Genomic DNA, 19,209 nt, shown 5'->3' on the forward strand with positions numbered 1-19,209 from the left:
AACAAACAATCACTTGATAGGATTAGGCAATAAAATGATATGAATAGGATATGGATTCTTTCCTCTTTCAATGTAAAATGGGTACACCTAGTTTTAACTAAAAAGAAACAGGAGGTTAGATGAATATGAATCGAATCGAAAAGAGCCAGGAAACATATAAAAGACTATTCGGCGAGGGAGTTCCAGCGGCATATGCTACTGATCCTGAGTTACAGGACATATTAAGTCGCTTCATATTTGGTGAAATTTTTGATCAAGGTACTCTTGACGATAAGCAACGTGAGCTTATTACTTTGGTCGTACTGGCTACTAATCAAACGTTGCCACAGCTCAAAGCACATACTCGTGCAGCGCTAAATGTTGGGTTGACTCCAACGGAGATCCAAGAAGCAATCTATCAATGCGCACCTTATTTGGGATTCCCCAAAACCTTAAATGCCATATCGGAAATGAATGAAGTGTTCAAAGAGCGAAATGTTGCACTGCCTCTTGAAAGTCAAAAACGGGTTGAAGAAGATAATCGCTTTGACAAAGGACTTGGTATTCAAAAAGAGATTTTTGGCGATATTATTGAGAAAAACCGGGAAAATGCCCCGTCAAATCAGAAGCATATACAGGACTATCTTTCAGCATTTTGTTTTGGTGACTTCTATACCCGCGGAGGTCTGGATCTGAAAACACGAGAACTTCTTACCCTTTGTATACTAAGTGCACTCGGAGGTGCGGATAGTCAAGTCAAAGCACACGTTCAGGGTAACATCAATGTTGGCAATAATAAAGAAACCATGATCACCGCTCTAACTCACTGCCTTCCCTACATGGGATTTCCTAGAACACTAAATGCTTTAGCCTGCGTTAATGAGATCATTCCAGAGAAATAATCTTCTTTATTTGAAACAACAGACAGTTGATTATCCCAATCAACTGTCTTCTTCTGGTTAACAGGAAGGTATAGTAAAGAAATGAATGATTCAGTAGATACTTAAATGAATGTAAATCAGGAGGAATTATGGAGTTAAGAGTACTTCGATATTTTTTGACAGTAGCTCGAGTAGAAAATATCACACATGCTGCAACGATCTTACATGTGACACAGCCAACGTTAAGCAGGCAGTTGGCTGATCTGGAAAAAAATTTAGAAACTCAATTGTTTATACGCGGTAAAAGTAAAATAACACTGACAGAAGCAGGCATGCTTTTACGTCAAAGAGCAGAAGAAATTCTCACTCTTGCGGATAAAACAGAGAAAGAGTTTAAAGATCAGAACAATCTGGTCGGAGGAACCATATCGATCGGGAGTGTTGAATCATTAACGTCCAATGTTATTTTACAATTATTAAAAGACTTCAATATAGAGTATCCGCAGGTTAAATATCACATCTATAGTGGAACGGGGGATGACATAAAGGAGCGAATCGATAAAGGACTGCTCGATGTGGGCATTTTGTTAGAGCCCATTCACATTGAGAAATACGATTTCATCAGACTGCCCCAGAAGGAACGCTGGGGAGTCCTTATGAAGACCTCATCACCTCTTGCCCAGAAAGAATATGTCACTTCAACCGATTTAGCCGGAGTGCCTCTGCTCATATCCAGCCGATCTGTCGTACAGAATGAGATTGCAAGCTGGTTTGCCGATGAGTATGCACATTTAAACTTTGTTGCGACCTATAATTTAATATCTAACATACTTAACCTCGTAGAGGAGGGGTTAGGGACGGCCATCTGTATTGAGGGTGCGCTTGCAATGAAGCAGTCTGACACATTATGCTTTAGACCTTTTCAACCGGAACTTCAGTTTCCAACAGTGATTGTCTGGAAAAAACATAAGGTATTCAGTCAAACGGAGGTACGTTTTTTGGAACATATCAGGCATGCCTTTCAGGCATAATAAAGTATGAATTATAGGTATTGGCTATAGCTGTTTATCAGATGATATTTTAAAGGTGTAATGAATGCAGCCTTTATGTATTTCAGATAAATAGCTTTTTTTATTGCAAAGAGAAGTTATTTAGAGCGCTTTTGGTCTCATTCATTTAGATGGCAACAACAAGAGGGGGCATTATTGGATGAGCAAGAAATACGAGAAGTTGGCTCAAGATATTGTAGAGAAAGTGGGCGGTAGTGAGAATGTATCCACTCTGACTCACTGTATGACTAGGCTTAGATTTGCACTGAATGATACTAATAAAGCAGATCAAAAAGCGCTTAAATCGTTGGACGGTGTTATTGATGCGGTTGAGAGCGGCGGACAATTTCAAGTCGTCATCGGCACACATGTTGAAGACGTTTACAAAGAAGTGATCAAGTATCTTCAACCTAACGCGAGTTCATCGGGTGAACCAACTCAAGCTAGGAAAGTTAGTATTTTGGGGAAATTAATCGATTTCGTCTCGGGGACATTTAGTCCGATTGTTCCTGCTATAGCTGGGGCTGGTATGATCAAGGCATTACTCGCTCTACTTATTTTGTTCAACTGGATTTCAAAAGATTCACAAACCTACTATGTCGTAAGTCTTATGTCAGATGCTATTTTCTACTTTTTACCATTCTTGTTAGCGTTCTCAGCTGCAAACAAACTAAAATGTAGTCCCGTCTTAGCGCTCGTTTTAGCCGGTGTTTTACTCCATCCCAACTTGACACAATTGCGTTTGGATGGGACTGACGTAAGTGTTTTTGGAATCCCGCTAACTCTTGTATCTTATAGTTCTTCTGTAGTTCCAATTCTCTTAATCGTTTGGTCACAATCATATATTGAATCGTTGTTTAAAAGGATCATTTCGAATGCAGTGAAAGTTATTTTTGTTCCCATGTGCACTATTTTAGTAACGGGAATTTTGGCCTTAACCGTATTGGGACCACTGGGGTCATTTTTCGGAACGTATTTAGCGATGGGCTTTGACTTCTTGGCCGCACATGGTAGCTGGCTGGTTATTTTCCTGGTTGCAACCTTCTGGCCAATACTGGTTATGTTTGGGCTGCACCATAATATTGTTCCTCTATCCATTGCTCAAATCACCACATCAGGTTATGAGAATATCCTCGGTCCTGGAGCGATGATCAATTGTATAGGTCAAGGTGTTGCGGCATTAGTTGTAGGGATGAGAACCAAGGATAAAGCATTAAAACAAATTTCTGCTTCCAGTGGGATCACCGCGTTGATGGGAATCACGGAACCAGCTCTTTACGGCGTAAATTTACCGAAGAGATACCCACTTGTCGCGGGTATGATTGGAGCTGCTAGTGGGGGACTCTTTGCAGGGCTAATGGATGTTTCTCGTTACGCAACAGGCGCTTCAGGAATCCCGGCGATTCCTCTGTACATTGGTGAAAATATCTGGAATCTATATAACATTTTGATCGCACTTGTTATAACAACTGTCGTAACTGCTGTACTTACCTATTTGCTCAGTTTGAAATATGAAAAAGATGCACCTTCACAGAACACTGTTTCAAATGCGAACGAAGGGAGTGGGGTTGCGGATGAAGTCATTACAATTAAAGATTCTGTTATTGCAACTCCGCTTAAAGGTCAGCTTATTCAACTTCAGGATGTACAAGATGCAGCGTTTGCCTCAGAGGCAATGGGTAAAGGAATTGCTATTGAACCTAGCGAGGGGAAAGTCATTGCTCCATTTGATGGCATGATTGTGTCCCTATTTCCTAAGAAACATGCTATTGGACTATTATCCGATGAAGGAGTCGAAATTCTTATTCATGTCGGCTTAAATACGGTAAAGTTGAACGGAAAATATTTTGAGGCTTTCGTGGAAGAAGGTCAGAGAATCACAAAAGGACAGACCTTGCTGACTTTTGATCTGGACAAAATCAGACAAGAAGGATATGTCACTCAAACGCCCGTTATTGTAACCAATTCGTATAGTTACTCGGATGTGATCGCAGAGACTAGTCCCCAAAATATTGATTTTAACAATACATTGTTGGTTGTCAAAGCTTAACAAAACTACAGGTTAGGAGTGTGTTTTAATGACTTTAAGAAAAGACTTTTTGTGGGGTGGGGCAGTTGCTGCTAACCAATGTGAAGGTGGATATGCCGAAGGCAACAAGGGACTATCCACAGTTGATGTAATCCCGGCAGGGAAAGATCGTGTTCCTGTCATGCGAGGACAGTTAAAAATGTTGGAGTGTGATCAAGAACATTTTTATCCGAGTCATGAGGCTATTGATTTTTATCATCGGTATAAACAAGACATTGCTTTATTTGCAGAAATGGGCTTTACGTGTTTCCGTTTATCTTTGGCATGGACTCGGATCTACCCTAATGGAGATGACGAGTTACCCAACGAAGAGGGTTTGAAATTCTATGAAAATGTATTTGATGAATGTTTGAAGTATGGCATTGAGCCGTTAGTCACCATTACCCATTTTGATGTCCCTATTCATTTGGTGAAAACTATTGGATCGTGGAGAAGTCGAAAAATGGTGGATTATTATGAGAGACTGTGTGAAACGATCTTCACCCGTTATAAAGATAAAGTGAAGTATTGGCTTACCTTTAATGAAATTAACATGCTGTTGCATCTACCTTTTGGTAGCTCAGGCCTAGTGTTTGAAGAAGGTGAGAATGAGGATGCTGTGAAGTATCAGGCGGCTCATCATCAATTGATCGCAAGTGCAAAAGCAACTGAAATTGCGCGTAGAATTAACCCGGAAATTAAGATTGGCTGTATGTTAGCAGGTGCCAACACTTACCCGTATACATGTGCACCAGATGATGTCTGGAAAGCCATGACAAGGGATCGCGAGCACTACTTCTTCGTCGATGTACAATCCCGAGGAGAATACCCAAACTATGCCAAGAAAATGTTAGAACGAATGAATATTCATTTAGCCATGGAAGACGGGGACGAGGAATGTTTGAAAAATAATACGGTTGATTTCGTTTCGTTCAGTTATTATGGTTCACGATTAACCAGTGCAGACCCGGAAGTAAACACACAAACGGCAGCTAACCTGTTTCCGACACTGCGCAATCCTCATTTGAAAACAAGTGAATGGGGATGGCAAATCGATCCTGAAGGTCTCAGAATTACAATGAACTCCTTGTATGACCGATATCAAAAGCCACTATTCATCGTTGAAAATGGTTTAGGAGCGATAGATACTCCTGATGAGACGGGATATGTTGCTGATGATTATAGAATCGAGTATCTGCGTCAACACATCCAAGCTTTCATAACAGCAGTGGAAGAAGATGGCGTAGAGTTGTTGGGTTACACGTCCTGGGGTTGCATTGATCTAGTAAGCTCAAGTTCTGGAGAGATGAGTAAACGATACGGTTTCATACATGTCGACAAAGATGACGCTGGAAATGGTACGTTGAAACGCAGCAAGAAAAAATCCTTTGAATGGTTCAAAAAAGTTATTCAAAGTAACGGCAAAGAACTCTAATCGACTGAGCAGTAACGTATGAAGTCATCGACTTATGCGTTACTGCTTTATCCATTTATCGCAACATCAAGGCTAACTACTGGCCATATGGAGCAAAAACAAACAGTTAGGAGTTGGTTTTTTATAATATCCATTGAGCAGCTTAGAACATATTCGTTATTGTCCGTTGCGTTATTAATTTCTTCAGGTCCAGTGATTGCCGCTAACATTCCTGCGATAGCCAATGATTTTCCAGAGATATCGGTAACACATGTAGGATTATTAACGACCATACCTTCATTATTTGTCATTCTTGGTGTGTTAATTGCTAATCGACTTGAACTTCTTATTGGGAAGAAAGCAACTATACTAACTGGATTAGGACTTGTTCTCATTGCGGGAGTATTCCCTGCATTGTATCATGACCTTTTTTCGTTGCTGTTCATTTCTCGCTGTTTGTTTGGGTTAGGTGTAGGTTTATTTAACCGGCTCATCATTCAGATGATCAGTGATATGTATCATAAAAATCAAGGTAAACAAGCAACCGTAATTGGCTTAGAAAGTGCCTTTGAGGGATTAGGAGGCATTTGTCTGACACTACTCGTTGGTCAACTATTGAAAATGGGCTGGCACACATCATTTTATGTCTACGCCCTGGCACTTCCTATTTTCATTGCATTCCTGATTTTCGTTCCTTCTGATAAAAAAGAGCTTAATAGAAGAGAAGAGGTCACCACGAATCCAAGCCACACAAATAATAAAAAAGCCCTTCAAGTCATGATTGGCTATGGTCTCTTATTATTTGTAATAGTAGCTATTTTCATCAATTATAATTTACAGATTACTCCTTTGATTTTGGAAAAAAATATCGGAACTGTGACAAATGGAAGCAACATGATTGCATTTATAGGTTTGGGAGCTTTTGTTGCCGGCTTTTCTTTTGGGAAAGTATACAAAACACTCGGTAACTATATCGTTCCATTATCGATTCTGTTACTTGGCGGAGCCATGTTCGTTACGACCATCTCTCAAAGTATCATGCTTACTACCATTTGCTCAATGATCATCGGGTTTTCATTCCGCTGTGTAATGCCCTATTTATTGCATACTTTTGCACAACAAATAGCCAAAATGGCAAAGCTGGGTACGACCATTGTTCTGATCGCGTATAACTTGGGAGCCACACTTTCACCGTATGAAGGAAGGTTAATTACGCAATTATTACAACTAGATACAGTGCAATCATTAGTCTCAAGTAATGCAATGATTCTATTATGGATTTCGGCAGTTAGTTTGGGAGTAGTAACCCTTCATCGCAAAAAGAAGAATATTCAACAAACATAGAAAACAGGGAACTTCTTGATATGGAGTTCCCTTGTTTTAGAATGAGTTGTATGAACCGTTTAATTATAATTTTTGTAATACACCAAGTGATCGGTCCATTCATTATTTTCGTGTATAAACCCTTTACGTAGACATTCAAATTCCATACCAACACTCTTTGCCAGTTTCATGGAAGGGGTGTTATCCACATTAATATGAGCTTCTATGCGGTGAAATTTCAGATGTTCGAATGCAATATGAAGAGCTCCGTTCACTGCTTCTTTCCCATAACCTTTTCGCCAATACTGATTATGGATCGTGTATCCGAAACTTCCCCATTGAAAATGATCCCTTGCCAAGGTAGCAATATCAATCATACCCAGATGTGTACCATCTTGCTTTCTAAATACTCCAAAAACATAAACCGCATCTGTACGCGCTAACTCCTGGTGTCGATCTACCAGATCATGAAACCAATCCAGTGTACATTCACTCATATCCATTTTCCCTTTATCATGGCGGTGTTGGGAGGGATGGCGGTTTTCAAACTCATATAACCAATTTTCATAGTCGTCTTTCTGTAATGGTCGGATGACTAGCCGTTCTGTCTCTGAAGTATGATCAAATTTTTCTGGTTTTAATATCAAAATGACATCTCCTTTGGATTGAATTTATGCTCATGGCATAGCACTGAAATAGTCCATAACCACGCTGCGAAACTCTAAAGCGGCTTTGGAAATATACCTGTTTTTATGCGAAAGTAGAGCGATTTCCCGAACGAGCTGGTGTTCCTCTACCTGAAGATATCTAATGCGCTCATGCGGGTTTCTGGCTGTGCTAGGTATAAACGCGAGACCGATCTCCGCCTCCACAAGGGCGGTTAATCTTGCAGGCTCATCACCTTCATATACATACTTCGGTAGGAAACCAGCGGATTGACATACGGAATCTACCATATCACGAACCCCATACCCTTGCTTCACCCCAACAAACCACTCGTCCTTAAGCTCTGTTAATTGAATGCTGCTTCGGTCTGCATATCGATGACCCATAGGAACAGCGACTACAATCGGATCGTCATATAGTATCTGACATTTGATATCGTCACCTTCAATCGGAGGGGAGGAGAGACAAAAGTCCACCTCGCCCCGATGCAGAAGTCTGGACATGTTTTCTAACGAGACCATTTGCACATGGAACTGAATATCCGGCTTGTTTTTCCGGAATTCCCGCAGTATACCTGGCAATGTGCTCGCCGTAGTCACCGCCAATTGCAGTGTACCCTGATCCGGGTTGGAGAGGTCAGCGATTTCCCGCTTTCCTTGTTCCAATTCAAATAAGGCTTTTTCAGTTCGCTGAAGAAATGTTCTTCCAAAGTCGTTTAGTCGCAGCTTTCTCCCGATTCGATCAAATAAAGGGACTCCAAGGTCGTCCTCTAATCGTTGTATCGTTTTGCTCAGGGAGGATTGCGTGACATGCAGCTTTCCCGCAGCTTCCGTAACATGTTCGCATCGGGCCACCGTCAGGAAATATTTTAGTTGAAGAAGCTCCATTTGCACCATCCCTTCATTCCTTCTAGTTCATCAAATCATAACATATAATGCGTTGGAATAAATGAATACGTTCAAGTAAGATAACAGCAGAAGAGAGAGAGGTGCACCAATGAACGTTCGAAATAAAGGATTGATGTTAGCTGTTGGACTCGGAATTATGTTGAATCCGTTGAATTCCTCCATGATTTCGGTGGCAATCTCCAGGCTACAACAAGTGTATCAACTTAATTTTACAGCCGTTTCGTGGATTATTTTATCATTTTACATTGCCAGTGCAGTCGCTCAACCCGTCATGGGCAAGTGTAGTGATTTGTTTGGCCGCAGGAAGATCTTCCTCATGGGTCTTGTTATTGTTTTTGTATCGTCCATGTTAGCTCCGTGGTCTCCCAGTTTTTCGTGGCTCATCGTATTCCGGATTGTTCAATCAATTGGCACAAGCATGATGGTGGCCGTCGGAATGGCGATTGTCAGAATGAACGTGACTGAAAAACAAGCCTCCGCCTTGTCCACCTTGGCTATATTCCTTTCTGGAGCGGCTGCAATTGGACCTTTTATTGGTGGAGTATTGATTCATTGGTGGGACTGGCACAGCATATTCTTCGTTAATATTCCGTTTGTCTTGGCGAGTTTTTGGTTCGCCTGGAAAACAATCCCGAAGGACGAGCAATCTCCGTCTATCTCTGGTCACATGTCCATTCGGCAATGGCTTGCGTTAATTGACGCACCAGGTATCCTGATGTTTACGGTAGCTTTGGTGACTCTGCTCATCGGTTTACTTTCAGTAAATTCCAGAGGAGATATTTCAACATGGCATCTGCTGACAGGGGGGATCGGGTTAATCGCACTCGTCATGTTCTTCCGACATGAATTAAAAGCAGCCACGCCTTTTATCCCTCTGCGAACGTTTGCCTCATATCCGGAGATGACTTGGGTGAATGTGCAATACATGCTGGTGAACATCCTGTTTTACGCACTTTTTTTTGGAGTTCCTACGTATTTGAAGCAGGTACGTCATCTCAACGAAGTTCATACAGGAATGAGCATGCTAGCTTTGGGGTTATGTTCAGTCATTATTGCTCCGATCGCAGGACGCTGGATTGACAGATCAGGATCACGGCCAGCTCTGATCGTATCCGCTTCTTTAATGACATTTGGATCTATATTGATCGTTGTTATGAATGAAACTTCTCCAATCTTCATAATCATTGTTGCTTTAGCTTTATTTGGAATAAGTAATGGCTTAAACGCGGTCGGCATGCAAGCAGCACTGTTTAAAAGCACACCGAAAGAAATGATCGGAGTGGCATCGGGTATTTTTAATACATCACGCTACCTGGGGACCATTTTATCGTCGTTATTGATTGGAATTGTTATGGGGGATACATTCAATGTGACAGGATTTCAGAAGCTTGGAATCATCCTTACGGTATTAGCTGCATCACTGATCATCATGAGCGTACGTCGCGAGGCAGGTGCGGTGAGTCCGGAGAAAGTAAAATAGAGAATCTTCTGTGCAATAACACGTTTACACCCAATGAATCAATAGCTCCATTGGGTGTATTTTTTGATTTTCACCAAGTTGTCAGAAAGAGTTGATCCTTTCTTGAACGTTTAGGGTAGAACACGTGTCTTTGATTGAATTAGGTAAAAATAAAGATATAATAATTTTGATTAATAGGCTTGGTTAGTACTTTAAGTGCATTAATATCAGATTTTAATAGGCATCCAATGCTTGTTATTATCGGGGGCCTACAGGAGTAAACGCATTATAGGTGTGGCAAGATATCGTCATACCTAACTTTGTGAAATTTTTCGCAACTCTGCATTGAGCTTGGCCAAATCTGATATTGAATGTTTCTAAATTGAACAGAGTTTGAAAGGAGGCAACACAAAGAATGGCTATTGATACGGTTTTATGGAGCAGGCTAGTGACTGGTTTGACGCTCGGGTTCCACGTGATTTTTGCAACGCTTGGTGTCGGCGTACCTTTGATGATTGCTATTGCAGAGTTCATCGGCATTCGGAAGAAGGATCACCATTACATACTTATGGCAAAGAGGTGGTCCAGAGGGTTTGTCATTTCTGTGGCTGTTGGTGTTGTGACAGGTACAGCGATATCACTGCAGTTGGCCCTGGTATGGCCGAATTTTATGAAGCTGGCCGGGAATGTCATTGCACTGCCACTATTTATGGAAGTATTTGCATTCTTTTTTGAAGCAATATTCCTGGGCATTTATCTGTACACGTGGGATCGGTTCAAAAATCCGTATATCCACTGGTTGCTGACTATTCCGATTGTCGCCGGGGCAGGCATGTCTGCTGTTTTTATTACAACAGTGAACGGATTCATGAACCAGCCTGAAGGTTTTGTCATGGAAGCAGGTCAATTCATGGCAGTGAACCCCGTGCAAGCGATGCTGAATACAGCGACGTTCTCCAAAGTGTTCCATGTATTAAGCTCGGCTTATCTGACAGGAGCTGCTCTGTTAGCAGGAATAGCAGCCTTTGCGATGCTGAGAAAAGGAGTGTCGGCCTACCACAAAAAAGGCTTGAATCTCATGATGGCCGTTGTGCTGGTATTCAGTTTGTTAAATTCTTTAGCTGGAGATGTGTCTGCCAAGTTTTTGGCTGAGCATCAGCCGGAGAAGCTCGCAGCTGCCGAGTGGCATTTCGAGACGGAAAGCGGCGCGGATTTGATTTTTTTGGGATGGCTGAATGCAGAACATGAAATTATAGGCGCTCTTCATTTGCCGAAACTGCTCAGTTTCCTTGCCTTTGGAGACTTTAACGCCGAGGTAACCGGGCTGAACGAATTTCCACCAGATGAACACCCGCCCTTACTTGTGCATTATTTGTTTGATCTAATGGCTGGTATTGGATTCGCTCTGCTTGCTATATCAAGTCTGTACTTCCTGTTTGTATTCTGGAAGAAACGTAATCAGTTTAACAAGTGGATGCTTCGTATGGTTGCACTGAGTGCACCGCTTGCTTTTCTGGCCGTTGAGATGGGTTGGTTCTATGCAGAGATCGGGCGGCAACCATGGATCATCCGAGGTTATATGCGGGTAGAAGAGGCCGCTACTTCTTCACCAAGTGTGAGAATTTTATTTTTCGTCTTCTTGCTTCTCTACATCCTGCTAGGCGTTATGTGTGTCGTCGTACTGAGACGGTTGTTCAATAACAATCCTGCTGAACTCGAGATGGAGAAATGGTTGAAGGAGAAGCATGATCAATCAGCCAAGAAAGGGGATCAGGCCTGATGAGTTATGAATTAATTGGTATTTCGGTACTCTGGCTGTTCTTGTACGGCTATCTTATTGTAGCTTCCATTGATTTTGGAGCAGGTTTCTTTGCCTTTTATGCACGCCTGACAAAGCAGGATCATCTGATTAATCGTCTGATCTCCCGTTATCTATCACCTGTCTGGGAGATCACCAATGTATTCTTTGTCTTTTTCTATATTGGCATCGTTGGATTTTTCCCGGACACGGCCTATTATTATGGCTCAGCGCTGCTTGTTCCAGGAAGTATTGCCGTCATTTTACTTGCCATTCGTGGGTCGTTCTATGCTTTCGAAAATTATGGTTCCAAAAAAAGTATCGTGTATTTGTTCTTATATGGAGCTACAGGGTTGCTTATTCCAGCGTCATTGTCAGTGGCACTGACCCTTTCTGAAGGTGGCTTTATTTTGAAGCAGGGAGATACCGTTTCCCTGGATTACTGGGCACTATTTACGAATCCATTATCGTGGAGCATCGTTGGACTGGCCATCGTGTCGGTATTGTTCATTAGCGGGTCATTTCTCACATTTTACGCTTCTCGGGCAGAGGATCATTCGGCATTGAAGCTCATGCGGAACTATGCTTTGTTCTGGAGCACACCGACCATTATTCTCGCGCTGACTGCATTTATATATTTGGGTCAACACAATGAGCGTCATTTTCAAAATATGATGGATTTATGGTGGCTGCTGGCGCTTTCTGTTGCGTTTTTCATGATTGCCATGTGGCTGTTATATAACGGACGGCGTTATGGTTTAGCTTTTATATGCATCATGCTGCAATTTCTCACAGCCTTTTTCGCTTACGGGATTGGGCAATATCCTTACATTCTCGATCCATACATCACCATTCAGAGTAGCGCCACATCACCTGCAATGGGCTTTGCACTCGTCGTTGTGTTTATCGGTGGTCTGTGCTTGTTAATTCCTTCTCTAATCCTGGTCTTCAAACTGTTCCTGTTTGATGCGGATTATGTGAAAGGGAAAAAATAAAGGAGGAGCGTTCAATGAAGAGGAGAGGCAAGTCCAATCTGATCTCGCAGCAAATGTCTTTACAACGAAAAAACAGACTTCTCCTTGCCATCATTTCGCTGGCCCTTGGTGTAGCTATTATAAGCCAGGCCACCTTGGTGGCTGAAGCAGTCCAGCGAATCTTTGTAGAGAAAGCTTCCTTTTCATCAGTGATCCTGTTACTTGTCCTATTATTGGCTGTTATGGCCGCACGTTCACTGTTGTCGTATGGTAATGGGAAAGTGGGCTTGCATATGGCAGCACGCGCCAAGACAAATATGCGAGCATCTGTGTTGCAGAACCTGACCCGCGCTTCCATGCCTTCAACCCTGAGTGGACAGACGGGAGGAAAGGTCAGTGTTGCTTTGGATGCTGTGGATGAGGCCGACAGTTATTTCAGTCAGTACATGCCGCGTATGATGGAAGCTGCGATGATCCCGATTCTGATTCTGGTTGTTACGTTTACGCAGCACTCTAACACAGGCTGGATTATGCTGTTTACGGCACCGTTTATCCCGCTGTTCATGATCTTGGTTGGGCTCAAGACAAAGAACAAATCAGAAGAAAAATACGCGCAACTGGCTGAGTTTTCCGGTACGTTTCTGGATTCGCTTCAAGGGCTGGTTACGTTAAAAATATTCGGACGGGCTAAACGTCAGCAGCAGGAAATTGAACGTAGCAGTCTGGGATATCGTGATGCCACCATGGGCATTTTGAAAATTGCATTTACAAATACGTTTATGCTGGAATCGATCGTGATGTTAAGCATTGGTATTGTCGCGCTTGAACTGGCTATTCAATTACTGGTTTTCAAATCGATGAGCTTCCACACGGCCTTTCTTGTGTTGTTACTCGTTCCCGAGTTTTACAGTCTGTTGAAGAATACAGGAACGGCTTTTCACAGCGGGCGAACCAGTATGGGGGCCATTCGCAAGGTGGAACAGATGCTCGCGGACACTAGTGTCAAGAGCACACAAACGAAGCCTGAAGAAGGACCGGATCAAAGCGAATTAACCGATGTCGATGCAATTACAAAGACGGAAGAGCTTCGTACAGCTCGTGCCGAGTTGATAACAATGCCACCAACCATTGAACTGAACGATGTCCGATTCCAGTACACACCTGATTCCTTTGGACTTGAGACAGGACAGATCTCGATTGGACCGGGAGAACAGATTGCTATTGTAGGCAAAAGCGGCTCAGGTAAAACCACGTTGCTTCATCTCATTGCCGGTTTACTGAAACCAGATTCGGGAGCGGTTCTGGTTAACGGAAGCCAGCTTTCGCAACATGATGAGGCTGCATGGTTTGAACGTGTTAGCTATATTACACAGCATCCGTATATTTTTGCAGGTACATTTGCCGAAAATATAGCGATTGGCGCGGGTCGGAACGTCTCCAGAGCTGAAATTGAGCAGGCGGCAGAGGAAGCAGGACTTGCTGGCGTTGTTGCTCAATTGGAGCAGGGCTTGGACACATTTGTTGGTGAAGGTGGCCGGGGGCTGTCTGGTGGGGAAAAGCAGCGACTTGCTTTGGCACGTGCTTTTCTGAAGCGACCAGCTGTTATTTTGTTCGATGAACCCACCGTAGGACTGGATCTACACACCGAGCGGGTATTGCAACAATCCATTGCGGCATTAGCGAAAACGGCAACGATGATTACGGTGGCACACCGTTTATATACAATTCAACATGCGGACAACATTTTGTTTATGGATAGTGGGGTATTGGTGGATTCAGGACACCATGAAGCACTTCTGGCGCGTCTGCCTCAATATGCGGAGATGGTTGATGTACAACGGAAAGGAGGGTTAGCATGAATGAGCTGACGATTCTGTCAAAAGCGATGATTCAGGAGCGCAAGGATATCTTGCTTTCGATATTGGGCGGATTTATCGCCGGCATAGCAGGGGTAGCTCTCTTTTCCGCGAGTGGTTATATGATATCGCAAACGGTATTTGCGCCACCGCTGTACACCTTAATTGTACTCACTTCCATGGTCAAACTGCTTGGTTTCCTTCGAGCGGCAAGTCGCTACGGGGAACGCTTGTATTCGCACAGGGCAACATTCTCCATGCTGAGCCGTTTGCGGACGTCCTTTTTTGCCAAACTGATCCCGGTAACGCCAGGTATATTGAACAAAAACCGAAGCGGGGATCTGCTTGCGCGGATCGTGGGTGATGTGGAAAGCTTGCAAAATTACTTTTTGCGGGTCGCGTATCCACCCATCATGGTCGTTATGGTGTTTTTGGCTACCATGCTGTTCACTTCGGCCTTTTCGATCTGGATTGCGTGTTTGTTAGTACTAGGTATGCTGATTACGGCATTTGTTGTACCAGGTATTGTCTTGTTAGGTCAGCGAAAAATACACGGACGTGTCCGCCAGCAACGGGCCTTGCTGTCCACGGAAGTGACCGAAGTGTTGTATGGTTTCAGGGATTTGAAAGTATACGGCCAATTGGAACAGCGTGAGCAACAGCTTCAGCAGGCTTCCGCTGCATTGGCAACGGAGCAGAAACAAGCCGCTTCGCACCTGTTGCGCGGGCAGTCTATGCACGTTTTTGTGACGTATCTTGTTACATGGGGAGTGCTGGCACTGAGCGCCTTTTTAATTGTGAATGGAGCGTTTGCAGGTGTATTCCTCGCCATGCTGATCCTGGCCACGCAGACCGTGTTCGAAGAAGCTGCCGCAATGGCTATATTGCCTCTATATAAGCAGGACAGCGAACACGCCGCTCAGCGACTGGCGGAAACGGTGCCAACCTCCGATGTGCAACCTGTACAGCCAAGCGGTGAAATTTCAGCCGATCAGGCGGTTTCGATTGACCTATCCGGTGTTAACTTCCAATATGAAGGGGAATGGAGACCGGCGCTGAGGGAGCTATCTCTACAACTTGCAGCAGGCTCCAAAACAGCGATTGTCGGGCCGAGCGGGTCAGGCAAGTCAACGATTATTGATTTGTTACTCAAGTTGCGCGCACCAACGTCTGGCGATATACGATTAAACGATGTTTCGGTGAAGGAACTGAATGAAGAGAGCATTTGGCAAGGGACGAATGTCGTGTTGCAGCAAAGCCACTTCTTCCGGGGAACCATCCGGGACAACCTGTTGCTGAATGGAGAAGAACATTCGGATGAACAACTGTCGGCTGTGCTGGATAAAGTCCAACTGCCGAATAAGTTGTTGACCGACATGGTCTATGAAAAAGGGGAGAACCTGTCGGATGGTGAGAAGCAGCGGCTGGCTCTCGCACGGGCCATGCTGCGCAAAGGACGGTTATGGCTTCTGGACGAACCGACGTCTTCACTGGATTACGTCACAGAACAACGTGTATTGCAGCATCTTCTTGCACAAGCTGCCGAAGATACACTTCTCCTGATCTGCCATCGGCTGACGGGATTGGAAGAGATGGATCGGATTGTGGTCATGGACCAAGGCAAGATTGTAGAATCAGGTTCTTTCTCCGAGCTGATGGAGCAAAAAGGCTATTTTTATGAAATGAAACAAATTGAACGACAAATGATTGGAGACGCCCGGGCGTAAGAATCTAGTCTATTGAGTAGACAATACTGTCGATTGTCGTTAATGAAGAAAACTTCAATAAATCAATTTTTATAAATTTAACTAAACCCCAAAGGATGCGGTGGATATACTCCTTGGGGTTTGTTTTGATATAATAGTTTTTTTATGTCTATAAAGGAGATGGAAGATGGGAAAATATAAGTGGGATATTGTTTTTTATTTGGCCGTATTTTTATTTGTTGTGTACATGAAGATGAATGACCAATCTCTGTTTTGGATACTTGGAGTTGTTCTCACCGCTACTCTGATCATGTTTACCATTCGTATTTTTTATCCTCTGGGTTGGGAAACACGCATGGAGCGCGTGGAGGCTTTTCTACGCAGACAGGAGAATAACCCAAAGATTTATATCTATTACGCTCTTGCAAACAGACTTGATGATGAATTGGAACACACAATAGAGCGCATCAGAAATGAGGACACCAATAAAAGGACACAAGCAGTATATAATGCAGCTTACGGCTCCTATCGCAACGACTTGGTAGCTGTTCGTACTGCGGTGCAGAATATGCGTAGATCGGATTATCGTACATATTATGAAACGTATTTGCTTATGGAAGAAGGAAGAAGTGAGCAGGCGAGGGAACACTTGAAATCCATTAACAAGGTCTGGATGAGATCTTCGCTTCTTGCAGCGATCGAACTAAAAGCGGGACAACGCGAAACTGCGATTCAGCTATTACAGGAAGCAATGCAGGCTGTCAGAGGTGTCCATCGTTATATGATATTTAAGGAATCAGAGAGATACTAAACGGTGAACAACAATCTTTCTTGGCATATAGTACAACTGACACGGATAAAAGCTTGTTCCACATAGGAGCAAGCTTTTATCTTTTGTCTTAAAGGAAGGACAGGAAGGACAAGAGTATACTGAGGCGCTAAAATGTTCGGCATAGCGGAGAACACCCGAATTAAAATGCTTTCCAACCAGTTAGCCTATATGAGGAAAATCTTAAAGTCTTTTAAACGCTTTTACATAACAGCAGATGATTCAGCCGTTTTATTTTTCTTCGCAAGCGGCTTTTTCCTTAGTGTCCTATCATACAGATACGGTTTTCCGTGATAATCCCGTGCATGCTTTTGTTTCTGCTTTTTATGTATATCAACCTTGATCTCCAGATTGGCAACGTTATTCTGGAATTCAGAAGCAACTCGTTTGCACCATTTCAATCCACTTTCTTCAGATGCACTGAAATGAACACGTAGTAGATATCCGTTCACCGTTAATTCAAACTTGTATAAATTCATGATATGTATCCTTTCCAGACGGGCATGTTATGTTACACCAAATACGATAATCTGATTATAACAGGAACGTATGTTCTGTAAAAGTGTTATTTATGATACCCGCAATTCAATAAGGTTCGCTAGACATCTTTGCAACGGTTCGTTTAATGGTAAAATATCTAAAAATGGTTCATGTTGGGGGATACGCATGTATAAACTGATGATCGTAGATGATGAATTGCTCATGCGGGTTGGAATTCGTTCCATGCTGAATTGGGAAGAGTACAATTTCTATGTTGTTGGTGAGGCGGGAAATGGAAAAGAGGCATTAAGCCTTGCGCTTGAAGTGATGCCTGATCTAATTATTACAGATATTAAGATGCCGATTATGGATGGGCTACAGCTTATACAAGAGGCCTCCTGCGTACTGAAAACCTGTAAGTATGTCATCCTGAGTAATTTTGACGAATTTCATTATGTGAAAGAGGCGCTAAAACTTGGCGCTTCAGATTACTTGATTAAAAGTGAGATCACCGAATCCTCCCTTATTGACCTCCTGAGCACTGTTGGACAGAAACTGCAAAGTGAACATGTTCACCCAACCAACACACCCTCTATAACACAGGACTATTCCAAGAGCCTAAGATATCTAAAGGATAGTTTCTTCCAAGATATTGTAAGCGGATTCATTAGTGAGGAGGATATCGTCACCAAAGCGGAAGAACTACATTTTCGTATACGTTCGGACCAGTTGGTTGTCATGAAGTTCATCGTGAACTATTACGAGGATGCAAAGCGGAAATATGTAGAGAAAGGGGAAAAGCTGCTCCGATTTTCGATTCTTAATATTATGGAAGAGATCATTCCATCGAAGTGGGAGAAAGAGATTTTTGTTGAAAGTTCCTCAGAATATTGGGTGATCGTCAATGTACTTCCTGAGAGCCAATCTGTACACGCCGACTTGAATAAACTATGTAATAAATTGCTGTCTTCAATCAAGGATTTTATGAATCTATCGCTCACGGCTGGGGTAAGTAGAATGACTTCCGGTTTCCTTCACATCAGGAAGGCCTGCCAAGAGGCAGAAACGGCTCTACAACAGAGTTTCTTCACAGGAAGCAACCAGGTGTTGTATTACGATGATATGGTTCAATCCCCAGATCGACATGAAGTTAAGGGGGCTTTAAGCCCGCAACAAGAACGAGATTTGTTGAAGTTGTGGGTAAGCAAAGACAACCAAAAGGCGGAAAAGTTCCTTGAAGGAATCCGATTCAATCTGGAACAGCTACGAGCGGATGAGAATAGCATTCGCAAGCAATATATCATGGTAATGGAAACGATACATTCCCATCTATCCCGAGCTACGGAAAGAGGTGCACCTTCTTTAACAGAAAAATCACCCTATGAAATCGTTCTAAAGGGGGAGTATTGGGAGGATATCCACCAAGAAATGCTTGCTCACATTGCATATTACTTCCAAACCGATTCCCAAATCAAACAGGAAAGCACTTACACCGATCTCGCCACTGAATTGATCGACAAGTATTATGCGGAAGATATCTCACTGCAAAGTATCGCTAGCCAAATTAGTGTGAATCCGTCGTATCTCAGCCGTGTGTTCAAACAGGAACGAGGAGAGAACTTTATTACGTATTTGACCCGAGTTCGAATTGAACATGCCAAGGCGTATCTATTGAGCAGAGGAATGAGAGTGTATGAAATCGCAGAAAAGGTGGGCTACCATAATTACACGTACTTCAGTAAGATTTTCAAAAAATCGGTAGGGGTCACTCCTGAGGAATATCGAGAATTACAGCAGGGATGAATGTAATCGGTGAATA

General features: G+C 43.0%; 15 protein-coding genes. 12 read left to right on the top strand and 3 right to left on the bottom strand.

The window, feature by feature from the left end; all coding sequences use genetic code 11:
* Positions 1-125 precede the first annotated feature (125 nt).
* From PAEAM_RS00830 to PAEAM_RS00850, 5 genes are all read left to right on the top strand, one after another.
* Positions 126-881, top strand: coding sequence for a carboxymuconolactone decarboxylase family protein (locus tag PAEAM_RS00830; RefSeq protein WP_100526281.1), 756 nt, complete (start codon positions 126-128; stop codon positions 879-881).
* Between the two features lie 128 nt (positions 882-1,009).
* A complete protein-coding gene (locus tag PAEAM_RS00835) occupies positions 1,010-1,891 on the top strand; it encodes a LysR family transcriptional regulator (protein ID WP_100526282.1) in 882 nt (293 codons plus the stop codon).
* Positions 1,892-2,069: 178 nt separating this feature from the next.
* Complete coding sequence (locus PAEAM_RS00840) at positions 2,070-3,959, top strand: beta-glucoside-specific PTS transporter subunit IIABC (RefSeq protein ID WP_100526283.1); 1,890 nt, start codon at positions 2,070-2,072, stop codon at positions 3,957-3,959.
* 28 nt (positions 3,960-3,987) lie between these two features.
* A complete protein-coding gene (locus PAEAM_RS00845) occupies positions 3,988-5,412 on the top strand; it encodes a 6-phospho-beta-glucosidase (protein ID WP_100526284.1) in 1,425 nt (474 codons plus the stop codon).
* An 18-nt stretch (positions 5,413-5,430) separates the two neighbouring features.
* Positions 5,431-6,735: an MFS transporter gene (locus PAEAM_RS00850; RefSeq protein ID WP_207765545.1), complete on the top strand. Its 1,305-nt coding sequence runs from the start codon at positions 5,431-5,433 to the stop codon at positions 6,733-6,735.
* Positions 6,736-6,794: 59 nt separating this feature from the next.
* Here PAEAM_RS00850 and PAEAM_RS00855 read toward each other — a convergent pair whose 3' ends face one another.
* Complete coding sequence (locus PAEAM_RS00855) at positions 6,795-7,361, bottom strand: GNAT family N-acetyltransferase (RefSeq protein WP_100526285.1); 567 nt, start codon at positions 7,359-7,361, stop codon at positions 6,795-6,797.
* A gap of 30 nt (positions 7,362-7,391) precedes the next feature.
* Positions 7,392-8,267 (bottom strand): LysR family transcriptional regulator, encoded by an 876-nt coding sequence (locus PAEAM_RS00860; RefSeq protein WP_100526306.1) that lies wholly within the window; start codon positions 8,265-8,267, stop codon positions 7,392-7,394.
* 109 nt (positions 8,268-8,376) lie between these two features.
* On the opposite strand from PAEAM_RS00860, the gene PAEAM_RS00865 reads away from it, so the two are divergent.
* From PAEAM_RS00865 to PAEAM_RS00890, 6 genes are all read left to right on the top strand, one after another.
* Entirely contained in the window at positions 8,377-9,768 is a 1,392-nt protein-coding gene (locus PAEAM_RS00865; protein WP_100526286.1) for an MFS transporter, read from the top strand.
* Between the two features lie 394 nt (positions 9,769-10,162).
* Positions 10,163-11,527, top strand: coding sequence for a cytochrome ubiquinol oxidase subunit I (locus PAEAM_RS00870; protein ID WP_036615789.1), 1,365 nt, complete (start codon positions 10,163-10,165; stop codon positions 11,525-11,527).
* A complete protein-coding gene (locus tag PAEAM_RS00875) occupies positions 11,527-12,540 on the top strand; it encodes a cytochrome d ubiquinol oxidase subunit II (RefSeq protein ID WP_179086461.1) in 1,014 nt (337 codons plus the stop codon). Before PAEAM_RS00870 ends, PAEAM_RS00875 begins: the two co-directional genes overlap by 1 nt.
* A gap of 14 nt (positions 12,541-12,554) precedes the next feature.
* Positions 12,555-14,378, top strand: a complete 1,824-nt coding sequence (gene cydD, locus PAEAM_RS00880; RefSeq protein WP_100526287.1) for a thiol reductant ABC exporter subunit CydD — start codon at positions 12,555-12,557, stop codon at positions 14,376-14,378.
* The gene (gene cydC, locus PAEAM_RS00885) at positions 14,375-16,102 is read left to right on the top strand and encodes a thiol reductant ABC exporter subunit CydC (protein WP_100526288.1); all 1,728 of its coding nucleotides are present in this window, start codon (positions 14,375-14,377) and stop codon (positions 16,100-16,102) included. Before cydD ends, cydC begins: the two co-directional genes overlap by 4 nt.
* Positions 16,103-16,268: 166 nt before the next feature.
* A complete protein-coding gene (locus tag PAEAM_RS00890; RefSeq protein WP_100526289.1) occupies positions 16,269-16,892 on the top strand; it encodes a hypothetical protein in 624 nt (207 codons plus the stop codon).
* Positions 16,893-17,113: 221 nt separating this feature from the next.
* Here PAEAM_RS00890 and PAEAM_RS00895 read toward each other — a convergent pair whose 3' ends face one another.
* Positions 17,114-17,389, bottom strand: coding sequence for a hypothetical protein (locus PAEAM_RS00895; protein WP_100526290.1), 276 nt, complete (start codon positions 17,387-17,389; stop codon positions 17,114-17,116).
* Between the two features lie 187 nt (positions 17,390-17,576).
* Between PAEAM_RS00895 and PAEAM_RS00900 the strand changes: the two genes are divergently transcribed.
* Positions 17,577-19,193 (top strand): helix-turn-helix domain-containing protein, encoded by a 1,617-nt coding sequence (locus PAEAM_RS00900; RefSeq protein ID WP_165789792.1) that lies wholly within the window; start codon positions 17,577-17,579, stop codon positions 19,191-19,193.
* Positions 19,194-19,209 lie beyond the last annotated feature (16 nt).

Source organism: Paenibacillus sp. GM1FR, assembly GCF_002803315.1.
Lineage (GTDB): Bacteria > Bacillota > Bacilli > Paenibacillales > Paenibacillaceae > Paenibacillus > Paenibacillus amylolyticus.

Excerpts from the sequence above, each read along its gene's own strand:
- PAEAM_RS00830 (WP_100526281.1), top strand. The coding sequence starts at position 126 with ATGAATCGAATCGAAAAGAGCCAGGAAACATATAAAAGACTATTCGGC.
- PAEAM_RS00835 (WP_100526282.1), top strand. The coding sequence starts at position 1,010 with ATGGAGTTAAGAGTACTTCGATATTTTTTGACAGTAGCTCGAGTAGAA.
- PAEAM_RS00840 (WP_100526283.1), top strand. The coding sequence starts at position 2,070 with ATGAGCAAGAAATACGAGAAGTTGGCTCAAGATATTGTAGAGAAAGTG.
- PAEAM_RS00845 (WP_100526284.1), top strand. The coding sequence starts at position 3,988 with ATGACTTTAAGAAAAGACTTTTTGTGGGGTGGGGCAGTTGCTGCTAAC.
- PAEAM_RS00850 (WP_207765545.1), top strand. The coding sequence starts at position 5,431 with ATGAAGTCATCGACTTATGCGTTACTGCTTTATCCATTTATCGCAACA.
- PAEAM_RS00860 (WP_100526306.1), bottom strand. The coding sequence starts at position 8,267 with ATGGAGCTTCTTCAACTAAAATATTTCCTGACGGTGGCCCGATGCGAA.
- PAEAM_RS00865 (WP_100526286.1), top strand. The coding sequence starts at position 8,377 with ATGAACGTTCGAAATAAAGGATTGATGTTAGCTGTTGGACTCGGAATT.
- PAEAM_RS00870 (WP_036615789.1), top strand. The coding sequence starts at position 10,163 with ATGGCTATTGATACGGTTTTATGGAGCAGGCTAGTGACTGGTTTGACG.
- PAEAM_RS00875 (WP_179086461.1), top strand. The coding sequence starts at position 11,527 with ATGAGTTATGAATTAATTGGTATTTCGGTACTCTGGCTGTTCTTGTAC.
- cydD (WP_100526287.1), top strand. The coding sequence starts at position 12,555 with ATGAAGAGGAGAGGCAAGTCCAATCTGATCTCGCAGCAAATGTCTTTA.
- cydC (WP_100526288.1), top strand. The coding sequence starts at position 14,375 with ATGAATGAGCTGACGATTCTGTCAAAAGCGATGATTCAGGAGCGCAAG.
- PAEAM_RS00890 (WP_100526289.1), top strand. The coding sequence starts at position 16,269 with ATGGGAAAATATAAGTGGGATATTGTTTTTTATTTGGCCGTATTTTTA.
- PAEAM_RS00895 (WP_100526290.1), bottom strand. The coding sequence starts at position 17,389 with ATGAATTTATACAAGTTTGAATTAACGGTGAACGGATATCTACTACGT.
- PAEAM_RS00900 (WP_165789792.1), top strand. The coding sequence starts at position 17,577 with ATGTATAAACTGATGATCGTAGATGATGAATTGCTCATGCGGGTTGGA.